27 protein-coding genes and 1 pseudogene are annotated in these 25374 nt (G+C 69.2%); 17 read left to right on the forward strand and 11 right to left on the reverse strand.

Annotated elements, in window-relative coordinates; genetic code table 11:
* Nucleotides 1-14 precede the first annotated feature (14 nt).
* From HOV77_RS19040 to HOV77_RS19060, 5 genes are all read left to right on the forward strand, one after another.
* Nucleotides 15-272, forward strand: coding sequence for a DUF6232 family protein (locus HOV77_RS19040; protein WP_290863771.1), 258 nt, complete (start codon nucleotides 15-17; stop codon nucleotides 270-272).
* Nucleotides 273-397: 125 nt separating this feature from the next.
* Nucleotides 398-1300: a helix-turn-helix transcriptional regulator gene (locus tag HOV77_RS19045; protein ID WP_290863772.1), complete on the forward strand. Its 903-nt coding sequence runs from the start codon at nucleotides 398-400 to the stop codon at nucleotides 1298-1300.
* A gap of 91 nt (nucleotides 1301-1391) precedes the next feature.
* Nucleotides 1392-1586 carry a DUF397 domain-containing protein gene (locus tag HOV77_RS19050; RefSeq protein ID WP_290863840.1) on the forward strand — a complete coding sequence of 65 codons (195 nt, stop codon included), beginning with the start codon at nucleotides 1392-1394 and terminating at the stop codon, nucleotides 1584-1586.
* Nucleotides 1587-1737: 151 nt separating this feature from the next.
* Complete coding sequence (locus HOV77_RS19055) at nucleotides 1738-1935, forward strand: DUF397 domain-containing protein (protein WP_290863773.1); 198 nt, start codon at nucleotides 1738-1740, stop codon at nucleotides 1933-1935.
* Between the two features lie 46 nt (nucleotides 1936-1981).
* Complete coding sequence (locus HOV77_RS19060; RefSeq protein ID WP_290863774.1) at nucleotides 1982-2887, forward strand: ADP-ribosylglycohydrolase family protein; 906 nt, start codon at nucleotides 1982-1984, stop codon at nucleotides 2885-2887.
* A 22-nt stretch (nucleotides 2888-2909) separates the two neighbouring features.
* Here the strand turns inward: HOV77_RS19060 and HOV77_RS19065 are convergent, their stop codons facing one another.
* On the reverse strand, nucleotides 2910-3461 hold the full coding sequence (locus HOV77_RS19065) for an RNA 2'-phosphotransferase (protein WP_290863775.1): 552 nt from the start codon (nucleotides 3459-3461) through the stop codon (nucleotides 2910-2912).
* A gap of 143 nt (nucleotides 3462-3604) precedes the next feature.
* Between HOV77_RS19065 and HOV77_RS19070 the strand changes: the two genes are divergently transcribed.
* The 3 genes from HOV77_RS19070 to HOV77_RS19080 are packed head-to-tail and all read left to right on the forward strand — an operon-like array spanning nucleotide 3605 to nucleotide 4992.
* Nucleotides 3605-4249, forward strand: coding sequence for an endonuclease V (locus tag HOV77_RS19070; RefSeq protein WP_290863776.1), 645 nt, complete (start codon nucleotides 3605-3607; stop codon nucleotides 4247-4249).
* 8 nt (nucleotides 4250-4257) lie between these two features.
* Nucleotides 4258-4656, forward strand: coding sequence for a VOC family protein (locus HOV77_RS19075; protein ID WP_290863777.1), 399 nt, complete (start codon nucleotides 4258-4260; stop codon nucleotides 4654-4656).
* A 30-nt stretch (nucleotides 4657-4686) separates the two neighbouring features.
* The gene (locus HOV77_RS19080) at nucleotides 4687-4992 is read left to right on the forward strand and encodes a DivIVA domain-containing protein (RefSeq protein WP_290863778.1); all 306 of its coding nucleotides are present in this window, start codon (nucleotides 4687-4689) and stop codon (nucleotides 4990-4992) included.
* Between the two features lie 4 nt (nucleotides 4993-4996).
* Here HOV77_RS19080 and HOV77_RS19085 read toward each other — a convergent pair whose 3' ends face one another.
* The 9 genes and pseudogenes from HOV77_RS19085 to HOV77_RS19125 all read right to left on the reverse strand — a co-directional run bounded on the left by HOV77_RS19085 (nucleotide 4997) and on the right by HOV77_RS19125 (nucleotide 14772).
* Complete coding sequence (locus tag HOV77_RS19085) at nucleotides 4997-6604, reverse strand: hypothetical protein (protein WP_290863779.1); 1608 nt, start codon at nucleotides 6602-6604, stop codon at nucleotides 4997-4999.
* A complete protein-coding gene (locus HOV77_RS19090; RefSeq protein ID WP_290863780.1) occupies nucleotides 6592-8103 on the reverse strand; it encodes a glycosyltransferase family 2 protein in 1512 nt (503 codons plus the stop codon). Before HOV77_RS19090 ends, HOV77_RS19085 begins: the two co-directional genes overlap by 13 nt.
* Before the next feature lie 79 nt (nucleotides 8104-8182).
* The gene (locus tag HOV77_RS19095; RefSeq protein WP_290863781.1) at nucleotides 8183-9421 is read right to left on the reverse strand and encodes a cyclopropane-fatty-acyl-phospholipid synthase family protein; all 1239 of its coding nucleotides are present in this window, start codon (nucleotides 9419-9421) and stop codon (nucleotides 8183-8185) included.
* Between the two features lie 10 nt (nucleotides 9422-9431).
* Nucleotides 9432-10817, reverse strand: a complete 1386-nt coding sequence (locus HOV77_RS19100; protein WP_290863782.1) for an FAD-binding oxidoreductase — start codon at nucleotides 10815-10817, stop codon at nucleotides 9432-9434.
* Between the two features lie 70 nt (nucleotides 10818-10887).
* A pseudogene (locus HOV77_RS19105) lies at nucleotides 10888-11088 on the reverse strand (DUF6158 family protein); the annotation flags it as partial.
* 234 nt (nucleotides 11089-11322) lie between these two features.
* Nucleotides 11323-12498: an ABC transporter permease gene (locus tag HOV77_RS19110; protein ID WP_290863784.1), complete on the reverse strand. Its 1176-nt coding sequence runs from the start codon at nucleotides 12496-12498 to the stop codon at nucleotides 11323-11325.
* Nucleotides 12495-13202, reverse strand: a complete 708-nt coding sequence (locus HOV77_RS19115; RefSeq protein WP_290863785.1) for an ABC transporter ATP-binding protein — start codon at nucleotides 13200-13202, stop codon at nucleotides 12495-12497. The genes HOV77_RS19110 and HOV77_RS19115 overlap by 4 nt, the downstream gene beginning before the upstream one ends.
* Complete coding sequence (locus HOV77_RS19120; RefSeq protein WP_290863786.1) at nucleotides 13199-14227, reverse strand: peptidoglycan-binding domain-containing protein; 1029 nt, start codon at nucleotides 14225-14227, stop codon at nucleotides 13199-13201. Before HOV77_RS19120 ends, HOV77_RS19115 begins: the two co-directional genes overlap by 4 nt.
* Nucleotides 14224-14772 (reverse strand): hypothetical protein, encoded by a 549-nt coding sequence (locus tag HOV77_RS19125; RefSeq protein WP_290863787.1) that lies wholly within the window; start codon nucleotides 14770-14772, stop codon nucleotides 14224-14226. Before HOV77_RS19125 ends, HOV77_RS19120 begins: the two co-directional genes overlap by 4 nt.
* A gap of 137 nt (nucleotides 14773-14909) precedes the next feature.
* On the opposite strand from HOV77_RS19125, the gene HOV77_RS19130 reads away from it, so the two are divergent.
* From HOV77_RS19130 to lpdA, 5 genes are all read left to right on the forward strand, one after another.
* Nucleotides 14910-15662, forward strand: coding sequence for a response regulator transcription factor (locus tag HOV77_RS19130; RefSeq protein ID WP_290863788.1), 753 nt, complete (start codon nucleotides 14910-14912; stop codon nucleotides 15660-15662).
* Nucleotides 15659-17302: a HAMP domain-containing sensor histidine kinase gene (locus tag HOV77_RS19135; RefSeq protein ID WP_290863789.1), complete on the forward strand. Its 1644-nt coding sequence runs from the start codon at nucleotides 15659-15661 to the stop codon at nucleotides 17300-17302. The genes HOV77_RS19130 and HOV77_RS19135 overlap by 4 nt, the downstream gene beginning before the upstream one ends.
* Nucleotides 17303-17413: 111 nt before the next feature.
* Nucleotides 17414-18115: a Type 1 glutamine amidotransferase-like domain-containing protein gene (locus HOV77_RS19140; RefSeq protein ID WP_290863790.1), complete on the forward strand. Its 702-nt coding sequence runs from the start codon at nucleotides 17414-17416 to the stop codon at nucleotides 18113-18115.
* Between the two features lie 256 nt (nucleotides 18116-18371).
* Complete coding sequence (locus tag HOV77_RS19145) at nucleotides 18372-18953, forward strand: ATP/GTP-binding protein (protein WP_290863791.1); 582 nt, start codon at nucleotides 18372-18374, stop codon at nucleotides 18951-18953.
* A gap of 40 nt (nucleotides 18954-18993) precedes the next feature.
* Nucleotides 18994-20379 carry a dihydrolipoyl dehydrogenase gene (gene lpdA / locus HOV77_RS19150; RefSeq protein WP_290863792.1) on the forward strand — a complete coding sequence of 462 codons (1386 nt, stop codon included), beginning with the start codon at nucleotides 18994-18996 and terminating at the stop codon, nucleotides 20377-20379.
* An 85-nt stretch (nucleotides 20380-20464) separates the two neighbouring features.
* Here lpdA and HOV77_RS19155 read toward each other — a convergent pair whose 3' ends face one another.
* Nucleotides 20465-21442, reverse strand: coding sequence for an aldo/keto reductase (locus HOV77_RS19155; protein WP_290863793.1), 978 nt, complete (start codon nucleotides 21440-21442; stop codon nucleotides 20465-20467).
* 212 nt (nucleotides 21443-21654) lie between these two features.
* Here HOV77_RS19155 and HOV77_RS19160 point away from each other — a divergent pair, with 212 nt between their 5' ends.
* From HOV77_RS19160 to HOV77_RS19175, 4 genes are all read left to right on the forward strand, one after another.
* The gene (locus HOV77_RS19160; RefSeq protein WP_290863794.1) at nucleotides 21655-22731 is read left to right on the forward strand and encodes a hypothetical protein; all 1077 of its coding nucleotides are present in this window, start codon (nucleotides 21655-21657) and stop codon (nucleotides 22729-22731) included.
* A gap of 7 nt (nucleotides 22732-22738) precedes the next feature.
* Nucleotides 22739-23518 carry an SDR family NAD(P)-dependent oxidoreductase gene (locus HOV77_RS19165; protein ID WP_290863795.1) on the forward strand — a complete coding sequence of 260 codons (780 nt, stop codon included), beginning with the start codon at nucleotides 22739-22741 and terminating at the stop codon, nucleotides 23516-23518.
* 140 nt (nucleotides 23519-23658) lie between these two features.
* The gene (locus HOV77_RS19170; RefSeq protein ID WP_290863796.1) at nucleotides 23659-24453 is read left to right on the forward strand and encodes an alkaline phosphatase family protein; all 795 of its coding nucleotides are present in this window, start codon (nucleotides 23659-23661) and stop codon (nucleotides 24451-24453) included.
* Nucleotides 24453-25304, forward strand: coding sequence for a DMT family transporter (locus tag HOV77_RS19175; RefSeq protein WP_290863797.1), 852 nt, complete (start codon nucleotides 24453-24455; stop codon nucleotides 25302-25304). Before HOV77_RS19170 ends, HOV77_RS19175 begins: the two co-directional genes overlap by 1 nt.
* Nucleotides 25305-25374: the final 70 nt, after the last annotated feature.

Raw genomic sequence — 25374 nt, forward strand, 5'->3', positions numbered from 1 at the left:
CTGAGGAGGGAGAGATGCCAACGTACTATCGCGGGCCCAGCGCCCACGTGACCCACGAGGTCTTCCTCGTACGCGACCCCGGAGCCGCCTTCGCGATCAGCGAACTACGCGACGTGCACGTGGAGGTCTACCGGAGTCGCCGCCGGGTCTACGAGTTGCGAGCCGTGTACCACGGCCGATCCGCCTGCCTGTTCCGCACCACGAACGAGCGGCTCTTCGGTCAGGTCAAGCGCGCGCTTGTGCGCGCACTCGAACATCGAGACACAGTTTGACAACACGGTCCTGCGACGTCTAGCGGGTGACGCAGTCACTTATCTAATGTGGCTGCGTTATCCCGAATGGCGATATGGCGAAGTGCCATACCGCACCTCGAATTGAAGGGGCCTGACCAGGGCCGATGGCTGTTCAGGGATCTCCGGCGGTAGCCCGGCACCGGCTTCGCCTCGCACTCCGGAAGGCGCGCGAGGCGAAAGAGCTGACGCAGGGTGAGGTCGCCGCCTCTTTGGACTGGTCGCTCAGCAAACTTCAACGAATCGAGGGCGGCGAGAACTCCGTCTCCCCCACCGACACTCGTGCGCTTCTTCAGGTCCTCGGTGTGACCGATCCGGCCACGGTCGACGGCTTAGTCAACGAATCCCGGCTCGCCCGCAAGCGCAGCAGCTGGGACGAAGCCCGATACCGGGAGACCCTCTCCGACGCGACGCGCAGCCTCGTCCAGTTCGAGGCGGAGGCGACCGTCATCCGAGCCTTCCAGACGATCCTTCCACCCGGCTCGCTGCAGACCCGGGCGTTCGCCGAGCACGTACTCAGCTTCTGGAACCACGAATTCAGCCAAGCCGAGCTCGACCTGCGCATCGAGGTACGCGCCGAGCGCCGGCGGCGGCTGTTCGACCGGCCCAACCGTCCGGACTACCGCCTGCTCCTGGACGAGTCGGTGCTCCATCGCCCGATCGGCGGCCCCGAGGTCTTCGCCGGCCAGCTCGAACAGCTGCTGTCCGATTCGGCAGCGGGCCTGATCGACCTGCGCATCGCCTCTTTCGAGACGACTGCGCTGTTCATCATCGGAATGCCGTTCACGGTGCTCACCCTGGACGACGTCTCGGGCTCTTTCCTCTATCGAGAGAGCTATCTGGTCGACGAATTCGTCCACGAACTCGAGAAGGTGAACCGTCACCTATCGATCTTCGATCAACTGTGGCAGAAGAGCCACGACCGGCAGGAGACGCAACGCCTGATCGCGACGCGTATCGACCGCCTGCGAACGAGACCCGACGGAGCACAGCCCCCCAACCGGTCTTGATCGTGTGACCCCTGATTGCCAAGTCACACGATGTCACGGCGGCAGGGCGTAATATGGACATAACTACGCGAAAGGAATCCAATCAGTGTCCATCTCCCTGTCGTCGCTGGACTGGCGGAAGAGCCGCCGTTGTGATGCCGGTACCTGTGTGGAGGTCGCGTCGCTAAAAGACGAGATCGTCATCCGCGACTCGAAGGACCCGGATGGGCCCGTCCTGCACTTCACTCGCGACGAGTGGACGGCCTTTGTGGACGGCGTACGGGACGGCGACTTCACGTTCAACTGAGTGAGGTCATCCGGGCCCCGGAGTCTTAGCGGTGACACGCGAGACCCGGGGCTTTTGTCATGCCCGGCAATGCCAATCCGCAGTCAGCCACTTCCGGAGCAGCGCTCCGCCTTCGTACGCTGAAGTCCAGCCTTCGCGGAGGTGAAGCCTGATGTCCGACATCCCCGACTCCCTGCCGTGGCGGCGATCCCGGCGCTGCGACTCCGGGACCTGCGTAGAGGTGGCCGTCCTCGACGACGAGGTGCTGGTCCGCGACTCGAAGGATCCGCACGGTCCCGTCCTGCGCTACTCACGTGCGGAATGGCAGGCGTTCCTGGCCGGCGTACGGGAGGGCGAATTCGACCGATGAACGAACCGGTTCGCGCGGTGTCGGGGGCGTTCGGCATTATTCGTGCGTGACCGCGTACCGCTCGGCGTTCGAGACCGCCGCGCTCGACTCTCTGCACGGGCTCGCCCTGGGCGACGCCTTCGGGCAGACGTGGTTCCGGCCGGAGGGCGACGTCGAGGCGATGCTGGCCCGGCGGCAGCCGCAACGGGCGCCCTGGCCGTGGACGGACGACACCGCGATGGCGATCGTGTTGCTGCGCATGCTGCTGGACAAGGGCGAGGTCGCGCAGGACGAGCTGGCTCGCCGGTTCGCCAGTTCCTATCAGGCCGACCCCTATCGCGGCTACGGTCCGTCCATGCACGGCGTACTGCGGGAGGTTTTCGAGGGCGACTCGTGGGCCGAGGTCACCGCTCGCCAGTTCGACGGGATGGGATCGTGGGGCAACGGCGCGGCGATGCGGGTCGCTCCGCTCGGCGCGTGGTTCGCCGAAGATATGACCCTCGTCGTCGAGCAGGCCACGTTGTCGGCTCAGGTCACGCACGCTCATCCGGAGGCGGTCGCGGGGGCGGTCGCCGTCGCGGTGGCCGCCGCGTTGGCGGTCCGGGGCGTGTCCGGGCCGTCGTTGCTCAAGAGCGTCCTCGCGCGTACGCCGGACGGCGAAGTGGCGGCCCGGCTGCGGAGAATCGAAGACGCGCCGTTCTCCCTCCATCCTCAGTGGATCGCGTCGACGGTCGGCTCGGGCTGGCAGGTCTCGGCTCCCGACACGGTTCCGTTCGCCATCTGGTGTGCGGCCCGGCATCTCGACGACCTGACCGACGCGCTCTGGGCGACCGTCTCGGCCGGCGGGGACGTCGATACCACGTGTGCGATCGTCGGCGGCGTGGTCGGCGCTCGCACCGGGCTTTCTCGCGTACCAGCTGAAATGCTCGCGGCTCGGGAGCCGCTGCCGGAGTGGGCGGGCCGCGTAGGGTGACGGCCGCCGGACGGGGCGACGGTCAGCTGACGCGCGCGGTGCTGCGCACGACGGTCAGGTGGCGGGCCGGAACGTGATCGGTGAGCCAGACGCCGTTCTCGCTGCGGTAGAACTGCAAGCCCTCGGCCATCATGGCGGCGGTGTCGACGGCGAGGACCACCGGCGAACCGTGCCGGGCGCCGACCTTCATCGCGGTCTCCTCGTCGGCCGACAGGTGCACGTGGTGACGCCTACCCCGGACGAGGCCGTCCAGGAAGATCGGGTCGAGGCTCTGCCGCGCGGTGCCGTGGAACAGCCGGGCCGGCGGGGTCACCGGCAGCAGGCCGAGGTCGACGTCGACGGAGTGCCCCTGGTTGGCCCGGATCCGGTCGCCGTCCAGGATGAACCGGCGCTTGTCGTTGTGCTCGACGACGTATTCGAGGTCCTCCCGGGTGATCCGGGTGCCGTGCCGCGCCAAGGCGCGCAGCAGCTCGTCGACGCCGACCCAGCCGCCCGCGCCGAGCGTCAGGCCGATGCTGTCGGGCCGGTGACGCAGGACGTACGACAGGCGCTTGCTGGTTCTGACCAGATCCATGACTCCGACGGTAAGAGCGGAATGTCACGACTGTCGCGGCATTTTCCTGGATGTTGACTGTAAAGCAATCTGAGAGGGATCTGACGGTGACCTTTCCCGCGTCATCTGACTTGGTTGATGAGGCAATCGCGCTTCAGGGCCGCATGCGCAACCTCATCCGCGTCGACCGCCCGTTGGCCGCGCCGCCCCGGCTCGTCGGCGGGGTGGACGTGGCGTACGCGGACTCCGGCGAAGCCGGGGGTGTGCTGGCGGGTGCGATCGTGGTCCTCGACGCGACCACCCTGGAAGTCGTGGAGTCCGCCGCGCAAGTCGGCCGGGCGGAGTTCCCGTACGTCCCGGGACTGCTCGCCTTCCGGGAACTGCCGACTCTGATCCGGCTCTGGGACGGGCTGCGGCATCGCCCGGACGTAGTGGTCTGCGACGGCTACGGCATCGCCCACCCCCGCCGGTTCGGGTTGGCCTGCCATTTCGGGCTGGTCATGGGCATACCGACGTTCGGTGTCGGCAAGACCGCCTTCGTCGGGTCGCACGCTCCCGTCGGCGACGCTCGCGGCGACTCCGCCGATCTCGTGTTCGAGGGGGACGTCGTCGGCCGGGCTCTGCGTACGCGGGCGGGGGTCAAGCCGGTCTACGTGTCGCCCGGACATCTGATCGATCTCGACGGGGCTTGTTCGGTGACGCTGAGCCTCACCTCCGGCTACCGGCTGCCCGAGACGACACGCCAGGCCGACCGGCTCTCCCGGGAAGCCCTGCGGGCCGCCGTCGCCGGAGACACCGCCGTGTCATGATCGAGAACATGGCAAAGGTGAAGCAGTTGCGGCTGGTCGTGACGGCCGACGATTACGACGAGGCGCTGCGGTTCTATCGGGACGTGCTCGGGCTTGAGCAGGAGGCGGCGTTCGTCAGCGACGGCGGCCACGTGACCATCCTCGACGCGGGCCGGGCGACGCTGGAGATCACCGACCGACGGCACGCGGAGTACATCGACGAGGTGGAGGTCGGGCGGCGGGTCGCCGGGCACATCCGGGTGGCGTTCGAGGTCGCCGACTCCTCGACCGTCACCGCCGAGCTGCGCGAGGCGGGGGCCGAAGTGATCGCCGAGCCGACCGTGACCCCGTGGAACTCGCTCAACGCCCGCCTCGACGGCCCGGCCGGCCTCCAGCTGACGATCTTCCAGGAGCTCGGCGAAGGCTGATGGTTGCGTACCGGCGTTAGCCTCGCGCTCATGGGACAGCTCTTGACGCCGGACGACATCCGCCAGGTCGCCTTCAGCAAGCCGGGGCTCGGCCGGCGCGGCTATGACGAGGAGGGCGTGGACGCCTTCCTCGACGCGATCGAGCAGACCGTCAGCGCGCTCTACGAGGAGATCGCCCGGCTGCGCGCTTCATCCACGAGCGCAGTCGCCGGACCCAGCCCGTCCACAAGCGACGGAGCGGTGCTGGGCGAACTGAGCCAGATACGCGCGGCGCTCGCCCGGATCGAGGCTGCCGTCGGGCGTACGTCACAACCCGGCGGCAGCCCGCTGTTCTAGTGCGCTAGAGACCGGCGGGTCGCCACTTGGGGTCGACCCGATAGACGCGTACGCCGTCGTCGCCGGAGCCGAAGCTGGCGACCACGGTCGCGTGCTGCCGGGCGGCGCCCAGCGTCGGGATGTCGCCCAGTTCGGAGCGGTAGTACCAGTTCGGCACGATGAGGTAGTCGATGCGATCCACCGCGGTCTTGACCGACGGGTCGCTGTCGAGCTTGTGCGCGATGATCGGGCGCGGCTCGTAGTGGTGCTTCTGCACCAGGTCGACCCAGAGTGAGTCGTGCACTACCAGCACCTTCCCCGGCGGCACGTGCTCGACGGTCCAGTTCAGCGCCGACCGCAACGGTGGCGTCGGATTCGGCCCGATCATGTCCCGGATGGACGGCGTCCACGTCACGGCGGCGAACGCCAGCAGGGCCGCTCCTAGCACCGCGGCGACTCGGCGGCGGCCGTCGATGCCCCAGATGCCGAGTGGGCGTACGCGGAAGACACCGCGCTCGACCAGCGCCGGGGTCCCGGCGATCGCCTCCAGCGCAGCCGGGATGAGCAGCGCGCTGAACGGCAGCAGCACGATCACGTGCATCGCAGGCACGTAACCGCCCCGGAGCAGCACGAACCAGCCGAGCAGCAACGCGAGGGCGACCGGCCGGAGACGGCGTACGCACAATGCGAAGGGCAGTGCGACCAGCCCGCCGAGGAGGACGAGCCGGTCCAGCACCAGCCAGGACTCCAGCAGATGGCGAGCTGCGCTGCCGGCGTCGGCGATGGTGCCGCTGCCCTCGCGACCCGACAGCTGCCACGCCGCCGTCCCGAGCAGGCTGGTATGCCCCTGGCCGGCGAACAGCTCACCCTTGTACAAGGCGTACAGGGGATAGAGCAGGAGCAGGATCATCCCGGTGAACGCCGACACCGTGACGACCTGCGTACGGTTGCGCCGGTCGAGGTTCTGCGCCATCGCCCAGACGAACGCGGGCAGCAGAATCAGGGTGGTCTCCTTCGTCACGACCGCCATCGCGAACGCGGCCGACGCTCCCGTGGCCGCGCCGATGCTGCGCTTCGGGGCGTACGCCAACGCGAACGCGCCGATCAGCCAAGGGGTGACGAGGTTGTCGAGGAAGACCCAGCGCCCGTAGACGACGCCGAGCGGAGTGAGCCCGAACAGGGCGGCCGCCGCCACGCCACCGGCCCGGGACAGCCCGATCCGCCGGGCGAGCAGGTAGAGCAGCCCGGTCGAGGCGAGCTTCGCCAGCAGCATGCATTCGGTGCCGAAGGCGAGCGCCGAGTCGTAGCGGTCGAAGCCCCGGGTCGGCGCGGCCCACGCCGCGATCTGCAGCCAGCCGCCGGGCGCATGGTCGTAGAAGTAGGAATAAGGCGACAGCCGGTGCTCGTAGACGACCGACCACGCCTGGGACAGATAGGTCCCCGGATCGTCGGTGTAGCGCGGGAAGTTGGCGCTGCCCTTGAGATGCACGAACGCGGTCAACGCCAGCACGGGCACCATCAACGCCAGGCTCACCCAGTGGTCGCGCAGCCAACCGGCACTGCCCGTCGCGGCCCGCCGGGCGGGCGACAGGATCGCCTTGATCTCCTCGGTCGGAGTCGTCAACGTGGCCATGTGCGTACCCTCGCCTTGCCGATGAAGGGCGACGTCTCACGCGCCTGACGCGGCACTGCGGCAGGTGAGGTGAGATGCGAGCCCGCGTGGTGGGTCTTGACCCAGGTGTTGCGGCCGAGCGCGTAGCGGGTCACCGCCCAGACCGCGGCCAGTGACAGGACCAGCTGATACGGGTACGCCCCGAGCACGAGCCCGAGATAGTCGCGCAGCTTGGGCCGCTGGCCGAAGACCTGGCCGAACTGGCGCAGCAGCACCACGTCGAGCACCACGCTGAGCACGCTCAACGCCAACGGCAGTGTGGCCAGCAGCGCGATCGCGATCGGCGACTTGTGGGTGAGCGCCAGGATCAGTGCGATCGGGGCGAAGACGCCGGTGAACGCCTGGAAGAACTGGAAGCCGAGCACGTAGACGGCGAGTACTCGCTGCGCGCCGGTGGGCAGACGCAGCCAGTCGAACTCGAAGAACACGTGGATGAAGCCCTGCATCCAGCGGACCCGCTGCTTGAGGAAGGCGCGCAGCGACGCCGGCGTCTCCTCCCGCGTGACCATCTGGTCGACGTAGACGACGTCGACCTTGAACTTCAGGACGGAGGCGAGGATGCCGATCTTGCAGTCCTCGGTCAGGCACTCCTCGTCCCACCACATGCCGTAGCGCTGGCGCAACGCGTCCAGGAACTCCCGGCGGAAGAACACCGTGTTCCCGCCCAGCGGCATGACCTGCGCCGCCGCCTGCAACTTCAGCCGCGACTGGAACCACTTGTAGTACTCCAGCACGTTCGCGGCCCGCCACCACGCGCTGGTCTGCGCGGCGAACCAACGGCGCACGCGGCGGAAATGCCCGGTCCGCGGCGGCACGTGGGTGGAATCGGCCGCGAAATTCATCAGTTGTACGCCGCATTGCACGATCCCGGCGCCGGTCAGCCGGAAACGGTAATCCACCCAGCGCAGCAGATCCGGATGGAAGAGGTCTTCGGCGTCGGCGATGCCGATCCACTCGTAGACGATGCCCATCTCTTGCAGCAGCTGCACCGCCGCGTTGAGCCCGATCGGCTTGTTGTGCACGTCGGTGGACTCGGGATACGAGCACACCAGTACGCGACTCGGGAACTCGCGGGCGATGGCGTGCGCGATGTCGGCCGTAACCGGATCGTCTCGATGGTCGACGATCGGCACCACCCAGTACTCCGGATGGTTCAGCCCGGCGAGCCGGCGCAATGTCTCCTCGACCACCGCCTCCTCATGCCGCATGGGCACGAGGACGACGCCGGGCAACTGCGGCTCGTCCGGATGCCCGTAGCGCAACGGGTCGTTGTACTCCGGCCGCCACCACTTGTAGAGCTGGAAGGCCAGCGTCGTGACCGCCACGGTCAGCATGAAGACGGAGATCGCCACGAGGAAGCCGTCCAGCCACCGGACGGCGGCCGCTGTGACCGCTGCCAATCCGATGAGGACGAACATGCTGCGTAGCAACCGCCGGGGCCGGTTCTCGCGTCCGCTCATGATGACGGCGAGTACCCGGCCCCGGGATCGTCCTGCGTTCAGCTGGCTGTGAGCCCAGTCACAGCCCGGCTCACCTGCGTCAGCTGCCCCAAGTCGGCCGCAGCGGCATCCCGCTGGACTGGTCGGCGTGCAGCTTCACGCCCAGCACCTGGTGGAGCTGGATGTTGTTGCGCTCGAATCCGATCTGGCACCCGACCAGGTAGAGCCGCCAGGTGCGGGCCCGGGCCGTGCCGACCTCGGCCACCGCCTCGTCCCAGTGCTCGTCGAGGTTCTTCGACCACGCGTTCAGCGTCATCGCGTAGTGCTCGCGGAGGTTCTCCTCATGGCGTACCTCGAAGCCGACGTCGTGCATCTGCGACACGAGATGACCGACGCCGTGCAGTTCGCCGTCCGGGAAGATGTAGCGGTTGATGAACTGCCGCTCCCGGATCGCCGGCTCCAGGTTGTCGGGCCGGGTGATGCAGTGGTTGAGCAGCCGGCCGCCCGGCCGCAGCCGCTTGTAGAGGTGGCCGAAGTAGCCCGGCAGCTGAGCGCGCCCGATGTGCTCGGTCAGGCCGATCGAACTGATCGCGTCGAACTGCTCCTCCGGCACGTCGCGGTAGTCCAGGTGCCGGATCTCGGCCAGCTCCGACAACCCGGCCTCGGCGATCGCCTTCTGCCCCCACTCGGCCTGCCGGCGCGACAGCGTCACCCCGATGGCGCGTACGCCGTAGTGCTTGGCCGCGTGCATGACCATCCCGCCCCAGCCGCAGCCGACGTCGAGCAGCCGCATGCCGGGTTCCAGTCCCAGTTTGCGGGCGACGAGGTCGTGCTTGGCCCACTGGGCTTCCTCCAGAGTGGACGTCGCGGTCGGATAGACGGCGCACGTGTACGCCATCGACGGGCCGAGGATCCACTCGTAGAACTTGTTGGAGACGTCGTAGTGGTGGGCGATGGCCGCCTGGTCCCGCGCCTTGGAGTGGCGCCGCCCCCGCAGCTTGACCTCCATCGGCGGAATCGGCGGCGGTTTGAGCAGCTTCAGCCCGCCCAGCTCGCGCAGCGCCCGGAACCGGGCCGGCCACGACATGTCGAAGTCCAGGTCGGTCAGGCTCGTCATGGCGGTGTAGAGGTCACCCTCAACCTCGAGGTCACCGCTGATGTAGGCCCGGGCGAGCCCGAGACTTCCGGCCGCCGTCGCGATGTAGTTGAGCGCCCGCGGCGATCTGATGTCGACGGTGACCGGCGCGTCGGCGCTTCCGCCGGTGCTGCCGTCGAACGCCGTGATCCGGACGCCCGGGGCCCGGCCCAGGAAGGAGCCGACCGCGTTCGCTACACCCATGTTTCCCCCTTCACCCCATCCGCACGCACTTCTCATAGAGATCCGGCAGGCGACTGTCGCCGTCGTATGCCGCTTTGACGGCCGCGTACTGCTCGCCGTTGTAGAGCCGCCAGAACTCCTCCTGGTCGTAGTGAACCGTCGAGTAGAGCGACTTATGCCCGCCGGCCGCGGTCACCTCGTCCTCGATCAGCCGGTTGTGAAAGCCGTCAGGCTGCCCCGGCCGAAGGTCCACTGCCGACCAGAAGCCGATGTTGACGTAGAGCTCGCCGGGTTCGAGCGGGTACAGCGGCCAGGCCCGACCGGAGCGCAGGCGCAACGGGCACAGCCAGACCGGTTCGATGCCGATCTCCCGGTGGAAGAAGTCCATGAACTTCGGCCCGGCCGCCACCGGGACCTCGACGTCCTGAATCACCGCTTCCTGCGCCGGTTGCTTGCGGAAGCGGGCCCACCGGGCCGTCAGCTGATGCCGCCGGTCGAAGGCGACGATCTTCCGGTAGACGTCCGACCGGCGGTAACGGCGCGGCCACAATCGCCGGATCTTCGGATTCTGTACGCCGAACGCCCGCGAGCACCAGAACCAGTCGGTGTCCCACCGCCAGATGTAGTCATGCACCGTGAGGTAGTCGACCGAACGGTCCCGCAGCGACTTGTAGTACACCGTCATCCCGGTGTAGTCGCTGGTGCCACCGGCCGGCACGGTGTCGGTGAAGCGGGCCAGCGTCAGATACATCTCATCCGGCCCGAAAACCGTGCCGTCGATGAAGTCGACGCGGCGGCCGTCGCGTTCGCCGGCCGCGCAGATCTCGGCCATCGCGGACCAGCACGCCTCGGCGTCGTCGAACTTGAGGTGCTGGAGCTCGACGTAAGGCTGCACCGGCTCCAGCTCGATCTTCAGCCGCAGCGAGTAGCCGAGCGTGCCGTAGGAGTTGGGGAAGGCGCGGAACAGGTCCGCGTGCTCGTTGTCGGCGGTCGCCGTCACGATCCGGCCGTCGCCGGTCATGATCTCCATTTCGAGCACCGACTCGTGCGGCAGCCCGTTGCGGAACGACGTCGACTCGATGCCCAGCCCGGCGACCGCGCCGCCGAGGGTGATCGTCTTCAGCTGCGGCACGACGAACGGCATCAGCCCGTGCGCCAGCGTCGCGTCGACGAGCTTCTCGTAAGTCACCATGCCCTGGACGTCGGCCGTGCGGGACTCCGGATCGACGCTGAGCACTTCGCTGAACGCGTTGACGTCCAGTCCAGGGGCGGTGGGTTTGCTGTCGGAGAAACGGAACAGGTTCGACGTCTTCTTGGCGAGCTTCACCGGAGCACCCGGCGGCAACGCCTCGTACGCCGAGAGCAGCGCGCGTTTCGCGCGGTCATGTTCGGCGTACCGGTCGGTAAGTCCACCCACGAACGAACCCTAACCGCGTCCACCGACACTTGTCAGGTGATCCGAGCCCGTCAATGTCGAGTGATGATCATCACGCACGGGCGGAGCTCTCGGGACGCAGCCGGTCGGGATCGACCGCCCGCTCCGGGAAGCGCCGAAGGTACTCGTTCTCCAGCTCGACCATCCGCTCGGTGTGGTGCGCCAGCGCCTGCGACGAGCCGTGGAGGAACGTCTCGTGCCGGGTCCGGTGCAGACTCTCCAACTCCCGGAGCAGGTCGCCGTCGCCGAGTTCCTGGGCGGCGATCGCCTCGGGCAGATCCGTGGTCGTGACCTCGTCCATCCTGCGGCTGTACCCGCCCGGGACCTCCGCTAACCCCGGCGCTCGACGCTCGGTCGGGCCCGATCGTCGGACCCTGCGCCGGCGCCGGGGGTTGATCACGCAGTTGCGGAGTTGATCAGGGCGTCGTGGACACGACACGCCGGGTGATCACGCCCGATAGTTCATGATCGCGCGGAAATAGAGCGGTCAGGCGGAGGCGAGGGCGGTCGCGGGGGCGACCCGGGCGGCGCGTACCGCCGGGTAGAGGCCGGCGATGCCGCCGATGAGCAGGGTGGCCCCGAGCCCGCCCAGGGTGGCGTAGAGCGGCATGACCGACGGCCAGTCCCGGGTGGCGGCGTACACCCCGGTGACGAGGATGCCGAGCGCCACCCCGCCGCCTCCGCCCAGCAGGCTGAGCAGCAAGGACTCGGCGAGGAACTGGAGGCGTACCTGGCCTCGGGTCGCGCCGAGTGCCCGGCGCAGGCCGATCTCGGACCGCCGTTCGAGGACGGAGATGACCATCGTGTTGGCCACCCCGACCCCGCCCACGAGCAGGGCGACGCCGCCCAAGCCGAGCAGCAGCCCGGTCAGCGCCGAGTCGGTCGCCTGCTTGGCGGCGAGCGCGTCGGACGGGCGGGAGATCGACACCTCGTTCGGGGCCTGCGGGTTCGCCGTCGGGGCGAGGACCGAGCGGACCTGCGCGACCTGGCTCTCCACCGCGCGTACGTAGATCTTCGTGGGGTGGCCGTCGAACCCCGCGAACTGCTGCGCCGAGGCCCAGCCGATCAACGCGGCGCTGTCCAGTTCGGGCGCCAGAGGTACCGGATTCAGCACGCCCACTACGGCGTACCACTGATGGGAAAGCCAGACCAGCGCGCCGGGCGACCGCAGATCGAGTCGCGCGGCCGCTCGCGCCCCGAGGACGACGGCCGGGACGCGCGCGGTGACGTCGGTGAGCCACGAGCCGGTACGCAGCGTGGCGCGGACCGTGCCGGGCAGATCCCGATCGACCGCGAGGACCTCGATGCTGCCGGTCTCCCCGGGCGGGATGTGGTCGTTGCGGTAAACCGAAGCGTCCACGAGGCCGGTGGCCGCGATCGCCTCGACCGGCGCGATCCGGCCGACCATAGAGGTCGCCGTGACCGGGAGTTTCGCCTTGTCGCCGCCGAGCGTGCTGCCCGGCGCGACGGTGAGCAGGTTGGTGCCGAGGCTGCTCAGCGTGCGATCGAGGTCGGCCCGGCTCGACGAGGAGATGCCGACGACGGCGAGCATCGCGCCGATCCCGATCGCGATGCCCAAGGCGGACAGGAACACGCGCAGCGGCCGCGAACGCAGCCCGCTCGCACCGAGCCGGGCGACGTCGGCGGGGCTCAGCCGGCTCATGAGGCGCTCCCTGAGTCGTGCACGATCCGGCCGTCGCGCAGCTCGACCCGGCGGGGCAGCTGCTCGGCGATCTGCTGGTCGTGCGTGATGACGATGACGGTCGTGCCCGCGGCGTGCAGATCGGTGAGCAGCCCGAGCACGGTCGTGCCGGACGTGCTGTCGAGGTTGCCGGTCGGCTCGTCGGCCAGCAGCAGCACCGGCTCGCCCACGATGGCCCGCGCGATCGCGACCCGCTGCCGCTCACCGCCCGAGAGTTGGTGCGGCAGGTGGTCCAGCCGATGCCCCAGACCCACGCTGTGCAGCGCCGCCTCGGCCCGGGTCCGCCGAGCTCGCTGCCCGACCCCGGCATAAAGCAGACCGTCGGCCACGTTGTCCCGCACTGGTACGCCGGAAGCCAAGTGGAACTGCTGGAACACGAAGCCGATGGTGTCGGCCCGGAGCCGGGACAGCGCCTTGTCGGGCAGTACGCCGACCTCCCGCCCGTCGATGCGGACGCTGCCGCTGGACGGCCGGTCCAGAGTGCCGAGCAGGTTGAGCATGGTGGACTTGCCGGAGCCGCTACGCCCGACGATGCCCACCAGCTCGCCTCGGCCGATGGTCAGGTCGACGCCGTCGAGCGCGGTGACCCCGCCCGGATAGACCTTCGACACGTTGTGCAGTTCCACAGCTTTCACCTTGCCGGTGACCGGCCTGGGGACGGTCACGCGGGCACCCGCACGGTCAGGCCTTCGGCTATGCCGCTGCCGGACACCTCGACCCGGCCGCCCGCGAACAGCCCCACCTGCACGGCGACCACAGTGGACTTTCCGCCGTCCACGACTTCGAGACCGTAGCCGCCTTCCGCCAGGGCCAGCAGCGCTGCGATCGGGACTGTCAGTACGTCGGCGCGCTCCTGCACGGCGTGCCGGACGGTCACCGTCCCCCGATCGGCCGCCTTCTGCGCCGCCAGGCTGATGAGAATGCGTACTTGGGGCCCGGCTTGGCCTTCGGCGGTTGTCGCCTCCCCCACCGAGTCGACCTGTCCGTCCACTGTGGTGCCATCGGGAAGGGCGATGGTGACCTTGGCCGCGCGTACGGCCCAACCGGCGCCGGCGGTCGGGGCGGTGATCGAGACCATCTTCGTCGTTCCGGTCACCGACAACACGTCGGCCGGACTCGCCGCACCCAACCGCACCAGTTGCTGCGCCACGCGTACGGCGGACCGGGCGTAGACGATCTGACCGGCCGCGACGACCCCGGTCTCCGGCAGGCCCAGCTCGGCCTGCCAGCGCTTGACCGCAACCGTGGTGGACGCCGAGAACTCCGGGTCGGCAGCGAACCCGGAATAACCGAGCGCTTTCAGGTTGGCCTCGAACTGGGCGACGTCGGCGCCCTTGAGACCGGCTTGGAGGTCCCGATACATCGGCAGCTGGCCGTAGAGCAGCACGACTGGCTTGTCGTCCACCCGGAGCAACGTCTGGCCCCGGGCGACCCTCGTTCCCGGCGCGGCCAGCCAGGTCACCGTCCCCGCTGCCGTCGCGGCGAGCGGTTCGGCCGCGCCGAAGCCCAGTTCGCCGTCCATCGTCACCCAGTTGACCAGGGTCTCCCGCTTGATCTGCGCCGTCTCGGCCCGCTCCGGTACGCTCGCCGCCGGGTCGGGCGCACCGCCGCCGAAGCCGACCGAGGCCCAGGCGGCCGCCCCCGCCACGAGGGCGACGGCGACGGCCACGGCGATGGAGCGCCGCCTCATCCTTGGGCCTTGCTGGGGTCGATCCGCACTCCCCCGTTGATGATCGGCGAGCAGATCACCTGAGCGCGGAGGTCGGCCTCGGATCCGGTTGCCTGATAGCCACTGTTGTCGGGGTAGTACCCGTCGGGACCCGGGTCGGGGAACTCCGGCACTCCGTTGTCCCGCATGCACTTGGCGTACTTGCGCGCGTTCTCGATCTCCTCGGCGGTCAGGGCCGGCTTCTCGATCAGCTCGGTCGGCACCGGCGGGAGCAGTCCGCCGCATTTCTGCTGCGCCGCCCGGAACTTCGGATCCGCCTTGAGCTTCCGGGCGTCGCCTTCGAAGGTGAAATGACCCTTGGCGTCCGGATCGGTGACCTTGAGGCCCTCGCCCCGCAGGCAGGTCACGTAGGTGCGCACGGCTTCCACATATGCCCCGATGACATCGGAGGTGGGGGCGATGGTCGGCGTACCGCCCGCACTCGCCACCTTCGGATCTTCCTTCGCGCCGCACCCGGCCAGTGCGGCAGCCAGCAGAGCCACCGCGACGATTCGTGTGATCTTCACGGCGACGGACGCTAGGGCGGCGGTCGTGAAGAACTGATGAAGAACCTGTGCGGGCGGCGTGGAGCGCTGTTAGCGCAGCTGGCGGGCCTACTCCGGGCTCTGGCGGCCGCACGCCGGGCGCGCATAAGGTGGCCGCCATGGGTGCGCGCGTACTGGTGGCGGAGGACGACCGCAAGCAGGCCGACCTGCTACGGGTCTACCTCGAACGGGAGGGGCACAGCGTGCTCGTGGTCGGCGACGGGCGGTCGGCGCTCGACCGCAGCCGTGCGTACCGGCCGGATCTGGTGGTGCTCGACGTGATGATGCCCGTCGTCGACGGGCTCGACGTCTGCCGCATCCTGCGAGCCGAGTCCGACGTCGCGATCCTGCTGCTCACTGCCCGCAGCGCCGAAGACGACCTGCTGCTCGGCCTCGACATCGGGGCCGACGACTACATGACCAAACCGTTCAGCCCCCGGGAGCTGACCGCCCGCGTACGCGCGCTGCTGCGCCGGTCGGGCCGGATCTCCTCGCCGGAGGTGGAGGTGCTGACGGTCGGTGAGCTGACCGTCGACCCCGGCCGGTTCGAGGTACGCGTCGGCGACCGCCCGGTAGTGCTGACCGCCAAGGAGTTCGGAATCTTGCAGGTGCTGGCGGCCGAGCCGGGCCGGGTCTTCACCCGGGCGCAGATCATCGACCGGGCGTTTGGCTTCGACCACTTCGTCGAGGAGCGGACGGTCGACGCGCACGTGATGAACCTGCGCCGCAAGATCGAGGATGACCCGGCCGCACCTCGGTACGTCCAGACGGTCTACGGCCGGGGCTACCGGCTCTCTTCATCGTCGGGCGCGGGCTCGCCTTCGGACGCGGGCTCGCCTTCGGACGCGGGCTCGCCGGGGGCCACGGCGTGAGTTTCCGGCTTCGGGTCCTGCTGCTGACGCTGGTGCTGGTGGCCACCTCGTCGGCAGCCACCGCCTGGCTCACCCTGCAGCAGGCCAACCGCGCCTTGACCAGCTACGTCGCGGCGAGCCATCGCGACGTCGAGGACGCCGTGGCGGCGTTGTCCGCCTATGGGCGTACGCACCAAGCCTGGACCGGTGTCGCCGAACCGGTTCGGGACCTCGCCGGGCGGCTCAACCAGCGGATTCGGGTCGTGGACGACACTGGTGCGGTGCTCGCCGACTCCGACGTGCTCGCCGGCCGGGCCGCCCGTCCGACCGTCGGTGCGCCGTCGCTGGTGGACGCTCGGCCGACGCTGAACTTTCCGCCCGGCAGCACTGCGTACTCCCGATTCCAGTTCACCGCCGCCGTGGCGGATTCCTTCTGGCGGGGCAGAATCCTGGCGGCTTGCGCGGCCGAATCCGGGCTCGGCGTACGCGTCGTCGAGACCAGGTACAAGCCGCAGATCTTCGAGATCGTCGGCGGCACCGAGACGATCCGCACCGCGTGCAGCCGCCGGTCGAAGGAGGCCCACCGGCCGCCCGGCCTGGTCGACCAGCGCGGCAAGTCGTGTCTGAACACCGAGGACGCAACCACCTGCCTCAGCGAGCTGCTCAACCAGGACCTCGTGACGCTGTTGCCGCATCCGGTCCAGGTTTACCTGGGCGCTCTAGACGAGGTGCCCGCCGAGGGAGTGCCCGCTCGCGCCATCGCGCTCGCGGCGACCGCAGTGGTGCTGGTCACCGCGGTATGCGCCGTCCTGCTGAGCCGCCGGGTCCTGCGACCGATCGGCGCGCTCACTGCGGCCTCCCGAGAGCTGGCCGCAGCGGGTGCGTTTCGCGAGTTGGCCGCGGCAGGCCGGCCCGACCCCGTCCCGGTCACCGGCCACGACGAGCTGGCGGAGCTGGCCCGGGCGTTCAACCGGATGGCCGGATCCCTGGCGGCCAGTGAGGAACAGCAGCGACGGCTGATCGCCGACGTCGCCCACGAGCTGCGTACGCCGTTGGCGAACCTCCGCGGTTATCTGGAGGCGCTCTCGGACGGCGTTCTGCGACCGAGTCCCGAACTGTTCGCCTCGTTACACGAGGAGGCTCTGCTTCAGCAGCGCATCGTCGACGACCTGCAGGACTTGGCGCTGGCCGAAGCCGGCGTGCTCGCATACCACCGGAGCCGGGTGGATCTCGCAGAACTGGCGGAGACTGTGCGTACGGCGCATTCGGCCGTCGCGGAGGCCGCCGGTCTCGCCCTCGATCTCCGGCACCATGCCGAGGTCACGATCGACGCCGACTCGGATCGGCTCCGGCAGGTCCTCGGCAACCTGATCCGCAACGCGATCGCCGCCACCGCTTCGGGTGGCCGGATCACGCTGACGATCTCCGCCGACTCTGCGACCGCCTACCTGGAGGTACGCGACACCGGGCGCGGCATCGCACCGGCCGATCTGACGCACGTCTTCGACCGGCTGTGGCGGGGCGACCCCGCCCGGGGACGGGGTGGCACCGGGCTCGGGCTGGCCATCGCCCGGCAGATCGTGAGCGACCACGGCGGCCGCATCGACGTCGTCAGCACCGTCGGCGTGGGGACTGCCTTCACCGTCTCGCTCCCCCGCTAGCTCGCGCCTTCTTCCCCGCTGGATCAGGGTTCTCGGTCGAATCTTGGCGCAGGATTCGACCGAGAACCCTGATCCAGCGCCAAGGATGAAAGACGAAGTACGCTGGTGCGCATGGCAGGACCCATCGCCCTGGTCGGCTCCGGCGAGTACACCGACGCCATGTTCGACGTCGACAAGCACCTGCTCGACGACCGTCCCCGGCGATATGTCCAGATCCCGACGGCGGCCGCGCCGGAGGGCGACGGCAGCCTCAATCGCTGGATCGCCTTGGGCCGCAAGCACGCCGAGAAACTCGACGCCGAACCGGTTCCGCTCGTCGTGCGTACGCGCGAAGACGCGGAAGATCCGGCGTTCGTCGAGCAGCTGACGGCCGAGACACCCGGCCTGATCTACTTCTCCGGCGGCAATCCGCTCTACGTCACCGAGACGTTCCGCGACACCAAGCTGTGGGCGGCGATCGTCCAGCTGTGGGAGAGCGGCACCGCGCTGGCCGGGTGCAGCGCCGGGGCGATGGCGTTCGGCGGCTGGGTACCGGACATCCGGCATCCCACCAAGGCCGGCGCGCCCGGTCTGGGCCTCGTGCCAGGACTGCGAGTGCTGCCGCACTTCGACAAGTTCCTCGGCCGGATGCCGGATCTGATGCTGCGCCCGTTGCTGCGTCCCCGTGAAGGCATGCGGATCGTCGGCATCGACGAGGACACCGCGCTCGTCGGTGACGGCCATGACTGGACCGTCTGGGGGCGGTCGCAGGTCTGGCTGCTGGACGGCGGACATCGCCAGGGCATTCCGTCGGGGACTGCTGTCACGCTCTGACCGCATCCGCTGCGCGCCAGTGAGACGCGCGCGGTGAGACGCGGGCCGGCGCGAACCGCCGAACACACCGCCGCGCAGAAACCGGACAACCTATCTCGCCGTCGGCCAGACGGCCTGGTAGGGTCGGTCCACAACAGACTCACGTATCTCGAATCGTTGTGAGAATCGCGGACACACCTACCGCCTTCGCGCGGCGGGACTGTCCCGCGGGAGTAATATCACCGCGTCCTCACGTACCCATACCCGGTGGTGATCCATGGTCTCCGGACTTCGCGAAGACGGCAGCCCCGCGTACGCCGTGCCGACCTCCCTCAAGGTCGTCGTCGCGGGCGGCCTCGGCGCCGGAAAGTCCACCTTGGTCGGATCGGTCAGCGAGATCACGCCGCTGCACACCGAAGAGGTCTACACCACCAAGGATCCGCGCTCCGGCGTACGCCGCTCCAGCACGGTGACGATGGACTTCGGCTGGCTCACCTTCGACGAGGATCTCGTCCTCTACCTGTTCAGCGCACCGGGCCAGGAGGGCCTGTGGCCGCTGTGGGACGAGGTGGCACTGGGCGCGCTCGGGGCCATCGTGCTCGCCGACACCGATCGGTTGCATGAGTGCTTCGCCGCCATCGACTACTTCGAGCAACGGGGTACGCCGTTCCTGATCGCGGTGAACCCGTTCTTCGGCCGCCAGCTGTTCGACCTGCAGACCGTGCGGGCGGCGCTGGCGCTGCGGCCGGGCGTACCGGTCGTCCAGTGTGACGTCCGCGACCCGCGCGCCGGACGCGAGCTGCTCGTGACCCTGATCGAGCACGTACGCACCCACACGCTGGCCCAGGCCGCCGTCTAACCGGGCGAAACCCCCCGGAACCAGGGGTAGGCTCACGATCATGAGTGAGCACTTCGACGTCGTCGTGCTGGGCGCAGGCCCCGGCGGGTACACCGCGGCGGTGCGCGCCGCCCAGCTCGGCAAGAAGGTCGCCGTCGTCGAGGAGCGCTTCTGGGGCGGCGTCTGTCTCAACATCGGCTGCATCCCGTCGAAGGCGCTGCTGCGCAACGCCGAGCTGGCGCACATCTTCCGGGACGAGCAGAAGCTCTTCGGCATCCAGGTCGACGGCACGGTGAAGTTCGACTACACGGCCGCGTTCGAGCGCAGTCGCAAGGTCGCCGACGGCCGGGTCAAGGGCGTCAACTTCCTGATGAAGAAGAACTCGATCACGCAGTACAACGCGCGCGGGACCTTCCTCGACGACCACACTCTGCAGGTCGGCGACGAGACGATCACCTTCGCCAACTGCATCATCGCCACCGGTTCGGTCACCCGGCTGATCCCCGGTACCCAGCTCTCCGAGCGCGTCGTGACGTACGAGGAGCAGATCCTCACCGACCAGCTGCCCGAGAGCATCATCATCGCCGGGGCCGGCGCGATCGGCGTCGAGTTCGCGTACGTCCTGCACAACTACGGTGTCAAGGTCACCATCGTCGAGTTTCTCGACCGGCTGGTCCCGCTCGAGGACGAGGAGGTCTCGGCCGAGCTCGCCAAGCGCTACAAGCGCATGGGCGTCGAGATCCACACCAGCACACGGGTCGACGCCGTCGAGGACGACGGCGCAACGGTCCGCGTAACGGTCACGAAGGACGGCCGACAGCAGGTGCTAGAGGCCGCCAAGGTGCTCCAGGCCATCGGTTTCGCGCCGCGAGTCGAGGGTTACGGTCTCGACAAGACAGGGGTACGCCTGACGCAGCGCGGCGCGATCGATGTCGACGGCAGGTGCCGAACGAGCGTCCCCCACATCTACGCCATCGGGGACGTGACGGCCAAGCTGATGCTGGCGCACGCCGCCGAGGCGATGGGCGTCATCGCGGCCGAGACGATCGGCGACGCGGAGACGATGGAGCTGGACTACGTCATGATCCCCCGGGCGACCTACTGCCAGCCGCAGATCGCCAGCTTCGGGTGGACCGAGGCGCAGGCCCGTGATCGCGGGTTCGACGTCAAGGTCGCGAAGTTCCCGTTCACCGCCAACGGCAAGTCCAACGGGCTCGGCGACACGGTCGGCTTCGTCAAGGTCATCAGCGATGCCAAGTACGGCGAGATCCTCGGCGCGCACCTGATCGGCCCGGAGGTGACCGAGCTGCTGCCCGAGCTGACCCTGGCCCAGCTCTGGGACCTGACCGTGCACGAGGTCGCCCGCAACGTCCATGCGCACCCGACTCTCGGTGAAGCCGTCAAGGAGGCGATCCACGGCTTGGCCGGCCACATGATTAACATGTGAGTTGATCATGAACCTACGGTTCCGCCTGTCCGGCGTGTCGCGCCCTCCGGTTCATGATCAACGCCGGTCAGTCAGCCCGCCGGTCTCACCAGCGGTCGTGCACCAGCGGCCGGATCAGCTCGTCGTAGACCTCGGTGACCTGACGCATAGCCTCCTCGCTCAGCGGCGCTAGACCGGCCGCCGAGGCGTTGGCCTCCGCCTGCTGAGGTGAGCGCGCGCCGGGGATGACGACGCTGACCCCGGGCTGGTCGATGATCCAGCGCAGGGCGAACTGCGCCATCGTCGCGCCCGGCGGCACCAGCGGACGCAGTCGGCGTACGGCTTCGAGGCCGACGTCGAAGGGCACGCCGGAGAAGGTCTCGCCCACGTCGAAGGCCTCCCCGTGCCGGTTGTAGTTCCGGTGATCGTCGGCGGCGAACGTCGTGTGCTCGTCGTACCGGCCCGACAGCAGGCCGCTGGCCAGCGGCACCCGGGCGATGATGCCGACCCCGGCCGCCTGTGCGGCGGGCAGTACGCGCTCCAGCGGCTTGAGCCGCAGCGCGTTGAGGATGATCTGCACGCTCGCCACGTTCGGCCGGGCGATCGCCGTCAACGCCTCGTCGCACGTCTCGACGCTCACCCCGTACGCCGCGATCCGCTTCTCGGCGACCATCGTGTCCAGCGCGTCGTAGACAGCGTCGGAGGAGTACACGGGGGTGGGCGGGCAGTGCAACTGGACGAGGTCGAGCGTGTCCATCTGCAGGTTCTGCCGGGATCGGTCGTTCCAGCGCCGGAAGTTGTCCAATGTGTACGCAGACACTTCCTGTGGCACCCGCCGGCCCATCTTGGTGGCGATCGTCAGCCCGGGGCGGTCCTTGCGGAACTCGCCGACGAACTGTTCGCTGCGGCCGTCGCCATAGACGTCGGCGGTGTCGATGAAGGTGACGCCGGCGTCCACGGCGGCCTGGAGCACGGCTTCGGCGTCGTCGGCGGCGACCTCGCCCCAGTCCGCGCCCAGCTGCCACGCGCCGAGTCCGACCTTGCTCACGGTGCGGCCGGTGCGGCCGAGGATCGCGGTGTCCATGCGGTCACCTTAGCGGTCGGCGTACCGGGGAATCCGGGTTCGATCATGAACGTAGGGGCGGCGACACACCGACAGGTGGGACCATAGGTTCATGATCAACGCGAACAGCTTAGTGGTGACTAGGCGGTAGGTGGTGGGATTGGGTAAACAGGGGGCGGGATTGGACAAACGCGGGATTCCGCGTACGGATCTTGACTAGCGTCATCGACGTTATGACGATCCTGACTCTCGGGGTGGCCGCTGTTCAGGCGTTCCTGCCGGTGACGGCCCCCGCTCCCCAGCCCGCTGCCGCCCTGCCGGACTCCCCGGTCCAGATCGCGGTGCAGACCCAGTCCTCCGGCGCGAACACGGTCTACCACCTGGTGCTGACCAACACTTCCGCGCTACCGGTCACGACGACGGTCGTGCAGCGGATGCCGGACGGCACGACCAGCCTCGTCGCCGACGGCGCGGCGATCGACGGCGACCGGGTGAGCTGGTCGGCGAAGGTCGCACCGAAGGCCGACGTGACCCTCCAAAGCTCTGGTGCGCTGCCGGTGCCGCATGCCGCCGAGCCGGTGACCGCCTGCGTCTCGGACGCCGCCTCGGGACGCCTGCTCGACTGCTTCGCCACCGACGTCGCAGCCGTGGCGGCTCCGGAAGCGCCCTGGTGGCGCCGTTGGCTGCCGTACGCAGCCCTGGCTGCTGCTCTCGGCGTACTCATCTGGTTGGGTGTGCGAGCCTGCCAACGACGGCAGGCGCGACCCGCCCGCGAACCGGAACCCCGGCGGCCCCGGCGGGAAGTGGCCTGGTGGGTGCCGGTCAGCGTGGCCGCGGCCGCAGTGATCGCGGTGAGCGCGGCGGCGTTGGTGATCTTCGCGCCGAAGATGGCGGAAGCGGTCGAGAACGCGCAAGGCGTACGCGCGCACGCCTGGAACGGGCCGCAAGCCGACGCCGAGCTGGGCGAACAGGCGTCGGACGGCACCGCGCACTTCACCATCTACTCCGTGACCTGCTCGAACGGCAAGACCACGACGTGCGACGTGACCGCGTCAGTCGCGGCGGGCGACAAGACCGTCCAGCTCTTCCGGAGCATGCAGCGGGTGTACACATCGGACACTACTTGGGTGGAGCCGGACCCGGCCGCCCTCGTCGCCGCCAACGGTGGCGATCCCTTCGCGGCCGCCGTAGTGCCGGGCACCGAACGCCTGATGGCGCTGCGGTTCACCGTCCCGACCGGCGCGCAGCCGCAGCGGCTGGAGCTGCACGACGGAGCCTTCGCCGGAGGAGTCGTGCTGGACCTGGAATGATGTCCCGATGGCGCTATACAAGCCCACCGACGGCATCATCGTGGTCACTGGCGGAGCGAGTGGCATCGGCCTGGCCCTGGCCCAGCGGTTCGCCGCGGACGGGGCCAGAGTCGTGCTGGCCGACCTGGACGGCGCGCGCGCCGCTCGGGCGGCGTACGCCCTGGGTGAGGGGCACGGCGGGATCGGGCTCGACGTCACCGACGAGGAAGCCGTGGCCCGCGCGGTGGACCGCATCGAGAACGAACTCGGCCCGATCGGCATGTGGTGCTCGAACGCGGGCGTGGCGACGCCACCCGGCCTCGGCACCGACGCCGACTGGGAGCTGGCCTGGGGCGTGCACGTCCTCGCCCACCTGTACGCCGCGCGTACGGTCCTGCCGCGGATGGTCGAGCGGGGCCGGGGGCACTTCCTCGTCACCGCCTCCGCCGCCGGGTTGCTCACCGAACTCGACGTCGCCCCGTACGCCGTCAGCAAGCACGGCGCGGTGGCGCTCGCCGAATGGCTGGCCATTCGCTACGGCGGCACCGGGGTCACCTTCTCCTGCCTGTGCCCGCAGGGCGTGCGTACGCCGTTGCTGGACGGCGCGCCCGCGGACTCCGCGACGCTCGCCGCCGCTCCCCTGCTCGAACCCTCGCAGGTCGCCGACTGTGTGGTCGAAGCCATCGACGAGGGGCGGTTCCTGATCCTGCCGCATCCCGAGGTCGCCCAGTACTCGCTCAACCGAGTCAGCGACCCCGATCGGTGGATCGGCGGGATGCGGAAGCTGTACCAGCGACTGCATCCCTGACGAACCCCTTGATCGCCTCACAGTAACCGGTTACTATCGGCTCCCGATCCGCGCTGGATCAGGGATCTGGGTCGTATTTTCCGCAAGATTCGACACGGATCCCTGATCCAGCGCGCACAAGAAAGACCGAGGGAGCCGAAGTGCCGCACGTGATCGTCTTCGGGGTGGACGGCGTACGCCTCGACACCCTCGCCGCAGCGCACACCCCGAACATCGACAAGATCACCGACACGGGCTTCTTCAGCTCCTTCGAGGTCAGCGCGTCCGCCCCGACGCTGTCCGGGCCGTGCTGGACGACGGTCGCCACCGGCATGTGGCCGGAAGCGCACGGGGTCTTCGGGAACACGTTCACCGGCCATCGGCTGGCGGTCTTTCCGGACTTCCTGACGTTGGCCAAGCGCCGGGGACTCCGCACGTACGCCGCCCTCACCTGGGCGCCGCTGGCCACTGGCTCCTACGGCGGGCCGTTGTTCACCGACCCGACCCGTCTGTCCTATGCCGACGGTGAAGCGCTGGGCCACGCCGAAGCCGACCAGCTCGTGGTGGACGACGCCGCCCGCGCGCTGGCCGAAGGCGCGTACGACGCCGCGTTCGTCTACATCGGAGCACCGGACGAAGTGGCGCACGCCGTCGGCACCGGCCCCGAATATCTCGCGGCGATCGAACGGGCGGACATCCAGATCGGCCAGGTCCTCGACGCCGCCGCGCAGCTGGAAGACCTGACCGTCATCGTGGTCACCGATCACGGGCATCGCGACGAAGGCGGCCACGGTGGGCGTACCACCTGGGAGAAGCAGGCGTGGATCGCGGCGAGCGGGCCCGGCGTCCCGACCACCGCGACCGAGGTGTGCCACGCGGACGTCGCGCCTCACGTGCTCGCGGTTTTCGGCCTCGACGTGAGCACGATGGCCGGCGTGCCGTTCGGCCGGCGCTGATGCCGCCCGTCGCGTTGGCGCTGGTCGCCGCCTCAGTACTGTGTCACGCCACCTGGAACCTGCTCGCCAAGCGGGCCGGCGGCGCGAGCGGGCCGATCTTCGTCGGGCTGTGGTCGGCGGTGGCCGCGCTCCTCTGGGCCCCGTTGGGCGTCTGGACACTGTGGACCGCATGGGACACCCTCGACTGGCGTACGCCGTTGTTCGTCGGAACGGCGCTGGTGCTCCACACCGGCTACTACCTCACTTTGCAACGCGGATACCGCATCGGCGACCTGTCTGTCGTCTACCCCGTCGCCCGGGGCACCGGACCGCTGCTGGCGAGCACCGCCGCCGTTCTGCTCTGGCAGGAGCAGCCGGGGCTCCTCGGCTGGGCCGGCATCTTGGCGTTGTCAGTGAGCGTCGCGCTCCTCGGCCTCCGCAAATCGAGCAGCGGCATCGGCTACGGGCTGCTCGTCGGGGTGTTCATCGCGGCTTACACGCTGCTCGACAAGCAGGCGGTGACCGCCGCGGCCATCCCGCCTGTTCTCGTGAACTGGGGCACCGACACCCTCCGCGCAGTCGCCTTCACCCCGCTGCTCATCCGTCGCCGCGACCAGATTCGGCAACTCTGGCGCGAGCACTGGAAGAGCGCCGTCGGCACGGCGATCTTCTCCCCCGCCTCGTACATGCTCATCCTGACCGCGCTCACGCTCGCGCCGGTCACCGTCATCGCCCCGTTGCGCGAGGTCAGCGTGGTGCTCGTGGTCTTCCTCGGCGCGAGGCTGCTCGGTGAACGCGACATGTGGCGGCGGCTGGTCTGCGCCTTCGGGGTGGTGCTCGGCGCGGCCGGGACGCTGCTCAGCCGCTCCTGACTGCCCGCCTTTTTGGCACCAGATCAGGGATGTGGGTCGAATCTTGGCCTTTTTACGGCCGATATCCGTG

This window comes from Hamadaea sp. (assembly GCF_013362815.1).
Lineage (GTDB): Bacteria > Actinomycetota > Actinomycetes > Mycobacteriales > Micromonosporaceae > Hamadaea.

Coding starts and splice junctions, on each gene's coding strand:
- HOV77_RS19040 (WP_290863771.1), top strand. CDS start 15: ATGCCAACGTACTATCGCGGGCCCAGCGCCCACGTGACCCACGAGGTC.
- HOV77_RS19045 (WP_290863772.1), top strand. CDS start 398: ATGGCTGTTCAGGGATCTCCGGCGGTAGCCCGGCACCGGCTTCGCCTC.
- HOV77_RS19055 (WP_290863773.1), top strand. CDS start 1,738: ATGTCCGACATCCCCGACTCCCTGCCGTGGCGGCGATCCCGGCGCTGC.
- HOV77_RS19065 (WP_290863775.1), bottom strand. CDS start 3,461: ATGGATCTGGTCAGAACCAGCAAGCGCCTGTCGTACGTCCTGCGTCAC.
- HOV77_RS19070 (WP_290863776.1), top strand. CDS start 3,605: ATGCGCAACCTCATCCGCGTCGACCGCCCGTTGGCCGCGCCGCCCCGG.
- HOV77_RS19075 (WP_290863777.1), top strand. CDS start 4,258: ATGGCAAAGGTGAAGCAGTTGCGGCTGGTCGTGACGGCCGACGATTAC.
- HOV77_RS19080 (WP_290863778.1), top strand. CDS start 4,687: ATGGGACAGCTCTTGACGCCGGACGACATCCGCCAGGTCGCCTTCAGC.
- HOV77_RS19085 (WP_290863779.1), bottom strand. CDS start 6,604: ATGGCCACGTTGACGACTCCGACCGAGGAGATCAAGGCGATCCTGTCG.
- HOV77_RS19090 (WP_290863780.1), bottom strand. CDS start 8,103: ATGAGCGGACGCGAGAACCGGCCCCGGCGGTTGCTACGCAGCATGTTC.
- HOV77_RS19095 (WP_290863781.1), bottom strand. CDS start 9,421: ATGGGTGTAGCGAACGCGGTCGGCTCCTTCCTGGGCCGGGCCCCGGGC.
- HOV77_RS19110 (WP_290863784.1), bottom strand. CDS start 12,498: ATGAGCCGGCTGAGCCCCGCCGACGTCGCCCGGCTCGGTGCGAGCGGG.
- HOV77_RS19120 (WP_290863786.1), bottom strand. CDS start 14,227: ATGAGGCGGCGCTCCATCGCCGTGGCCGTCGCCGTCGCCCTCGTGGCG.
- HOV77_RS19130 (WP_290863788.1), top strand. CDS start 14,910: ATGGGTGCGCGCGTACTGGTGGCGGAGGACGACCGCAAGCAGGCCGAC.
- HOV77_RS19140 (WP_290863790.1), top strand. CDS start 17,414: ATGGCAGGACCCATCGCCCTGGTCGGCTCCGGCGAGTACACCGACGCC.
- HOV77_RS19145 (WP_290863791.1), top strand. CDS start 18,372: ATGGTCTCCGGACTTCGCGAAGACGGCAGCCCCGCGTACGCCGTGCCG.
- lpdA (WP_290863792.1), top strand. CDS start 18,994: ATGAGTGAGCACTTCGACGTCGTCGTGCTGGGCGCAGGCCCCGGCGGG.
- HOV77_RS19155 (WP_290863793.1), bottom strand. CDS start 21,442: ATGGACACCGCGATCCTCGGCCGCACCGGCCGCACCGTGAGCAAGGTC.
- HOV77_RS19160 (WP_290863794.1), top strand. CDS start 21,655: ATGACGATCCTGACTCTCGGGGTGGCCGCTGTTCAGGCGTTCCTGCCG.
- HOV77_RS19165 (WP_290863795.1), top strand. CDS start 22,739: ATGGCGCTATACAAGCCCACCGACGGCATCATCGTGGTCACTGGCGGA.
- HOV77_RS19175 (WP_290863797.1), top strand. CDS start 24,453: ATGCCGCCCGTCGCGTTGGCGCTGGTCGCCGCCTCAGTACTGTGTCAC.